This is a genomic window from Stappia sp. P2PMeth1 (genome assembly GCF_900185735.1).
Classification (GTDB): domain Bacteria; phylum Pseudomonadota; class Alphaproteobacteria; order Rhizobiales; family Stappiaceae; genus Stappia.
Window position 1 is genome coordinate 1 of sequence record NZ_FYAW01000054.1, and the last position, 2,857, is coordinate 2,857.

2 protein-coding genes are annotated in these 2,857 nt (G+C 63.6%); both read left to right on the top strand.

Annotated elements, in window-relative coordinates:
- The first annotated feature begins 253 nt into the window (after positions 1-253).
- On the top strand, positions 254-1,162 hold the full coding sequence (locus P2PM1_RS23755) for a tyrosine-type recombinase/integrase (RefSeq protein ID WP_094462465.1): 909 nt from the start codon (positions 254-256) through the stop codon (positions 1,160-1,162).
- A 3-nt stretch (positions 1,163-1,165) separates the two neighbouring features.
- A complete protein-coding gene (locus P2PM1_RS23760; RefSeq protein ID WP_094462466.1) occupies positions 1,166-2,365 on the top strand; it encodes an IS91 family transposase in 1,200 nt (399 codons plus the stop codon).
- Positions 2,366-2,857: the final 492 nt, after the last annotated feature.

The following is a 2,857-nucleotide window of genomic DNA, read 5'->3' on the forward strand; positions in this document are numbered from 1 at the left end:
GGGGCATTATGCCGTAAGATGGATTATGCCGCATGGCCGAGTTCGGCGGCTGCTGCGTCTGCTGTCGGCCATGCGGCAGTTCGGCATAATCAGAGCGCTTTGAAGAAGGCGAGTATGGGGTGGAAGAACGAACCCGCTGCGCGGGAGGGGAGCGCGTGGTGGGGTCATGATAATGCGGCATATGTTGCGACTGGATTGAGCGCCGAACGGTTCAGGCGGACCATCTGGGCTCCTTCAACCCAGGAGCCGAACGATGACCACGCCGTTTCCCAACACCCCTGTCAGCCCGCTGCGCCAGAAGCTGATCGACGACATGAACATGCGCCATTTCTCGGTGGCGACCCAGCGCAACTACATCCGAGATGTGGAGCGCTTCGCCAGTTTCCTGCGGCGACCGCCGGACACAGCGACCACCGAGGATGTGCGCCAGTTCCAACTGGCCCAGAGCGAGGCAGGTGTGCCGGTGCCCACGATGAACAGCGTGGTGTCGGCGCTGCGGTTCTTCTTCACCAATACCCTTGATCGACCCGACCTGGCCCGCAAGCTGGTGCGGGTGAGCCGTCCACGTAACCTCCCCATGGTGCTGAGCCGCGACGAGGTCGCCCGCCTGCTCAACGCGACGACCACGCTCAAGCACCAGGCAGCGCTGTCGGTGGCCTATGGCGCCGGATTGCGCGTCGGCGAAGTCGCCATGCTCAAGGTGCGCGATATCGACAGCGAGCGCATGCTGATCCGGGTCGAGCGGGGCAAGGGCGGACGATATCGCAACGCCATGCTCTCGCCCGACCTGCTCACCCTGCTGCGTCAATGGTGGCGGGACGGCGATCGCCAGGGCGTGCTACACCGCGACGGCTGGCTATTCCCGGGCCAGCACGCGCTCAAGCCGATCAGCACCAGGCAACTCTATCGCGTCGTGGTCGAGGCAGCTCAGGCGGCCGGGATCACCCGGCGCGTCGGCCCGCATACGCTGCGGCACAGCTTTGCCACCCATCTTCTGGAAGACGGCGTTGATGTCCGGGTCATCCAGGTGCTGCTCGGGCACAGCAAGCTTGAGACGACGGCGCTCTATACCAAGGTGGCCACGCGCACGGTGCGGTCCGTCATCAGTCCGCTCGACAAGCTGGGCATCTTCGTTCCGGCGGAGGCACCACCCGGCCCCTGAGCTGTGCGCACCACCATCGAGGTCGCCGATATTTTCCGAGCGGCCGGGCGTGACTACCGTGCTGCCCATGCCGGGCATTTGAGCCTGGATCAGCTCAAGGTCATGTCCGCGATCGAGACCTGTCGCACCGCAGCTCTTGGCGGTCACGTCGAGGCCTGTTCAGACTGCGGGCATCAGCGGATCGCCTACAACTCCTGTCGCAACCGGCACTGCCCGCGCTGCCAGGGCGCCGCCGCACGCGCCTGGCTGGAAGCCCAGCAGGCCAACCTTCTTCCGGTCGGCTACTTCCATGTGGTGTTCACGTTGCCCACCGAAGTCGCCGACATTGCCTTCCACAACAAGGCGCTGGCCTACGACCTGCTGTTCAAGGCGGCATCGCAGACGATGTTGACCATCGCAGCCGACCCAAAGCACCTGGGTGCCCGCATCGGCATCACCGCCGTGCTTCACACCTGGGGTTCGGCCATGACCCACCATCCCCACATCCACATGATCGTGCCCGGTGGCGGCCTCACGCCGGATGGAGAATGGATATCGTCGCGCCCGGCCTTCCTGCTGCCGGTCCGTGTGCTCGGCGCACTGTTCAGGCGATTGTTCCTGACCCGGCTGCTCGAACTCCATGGTGCTGGAAAGCTCGCATTCTTTGGCAAGATGGCGGGATTCCACAACCATCGCGCCTTCGTCCGCCACCTCGCACCTGTCCGAAGAAAGCGTTGGGTTGTTTATGCCAAACCGCCCTTCGCCGGACCTGAGGCGGTGCTCGCCTATCTCTCCCGCTATACCCATCGGGTTGCGATCTCAAACAGCCGCCTTCTCGGGTTCGACGGATCCGAAGTGACCTTCCGCTATAAAGACTATCGTCGCAAAGGCGCCGAACGGCAGCAGGTCATGACCCTGGCCGCCAATGAGTTTATCCGCCGCTTTCTGCTTCACACACTGCCGCGCGGCTTCCATCGTATCCGACATTACGGCCTGCTCGCCGGCTCCGTCTGCAAGGACTGCCTCGCTCAGGCTCGCGAACTGCTTGGATTGATGCCAACTTCACAAGAACCAGCGACCGATGAGACCGCAGACCAGTGCCCACCTTGCCCCTGCTGCGGCGGCACCATGGTCATCATCGAGACCTTCGCACCGTGGTGCCAGCCGCGGGCACCGCCGAACGTACGGCCATCAACCCGGGAGAGCGTTCATGACCGGGCATGAGCTGTTACCAGACCAGACCGCGACACCACCATCGCGGCCCGCAGACAATCTCGCGCCGGTCGCTTGCCGGATCGCCATTACCGGCCTGCTCCATGACATCTGTCACCGAACGCTCTGCCTTAACGGCTTCTCCATCACACCACACGCCCAAGACCTCGCCTATCCGCTATCACCTGACGATGGCCTCCGAACCTGCCAAATCCAGAAAAACCCATAGCGTCCAGCCCGTGGTTCGCGGGTTCGGTCTTCCCGGACTTTCGGGCGCCTATCGGCAGCCGAAACTCTTCAGGCAAGCTGCCCGACCGCTTCTGGGCGCCCAAGCCGGGAAAGCGGCCGTTCAGCAGGCTACTGTACTTTGACCGCAATGCGCCACCTTTCCGGCCGTTCGACTGCCGCTTGCGGCGTCCCGAAAGCCGACATTGCTCACGGCGTAGCCAAGCGCAAGCCGATTACTTCGGCGTATATGTTCGAATCCCACCCGGTCCGCCACTT

Coding starts and splice junctions, on each gene's coding strand:
- P2PM1_RS23755 (WP_094462465.1), top strand. CDS start 254: ATGACCACGCCGTTTCCCAACACCCCTGTCAGCCCGCTGCGCCAGAAG.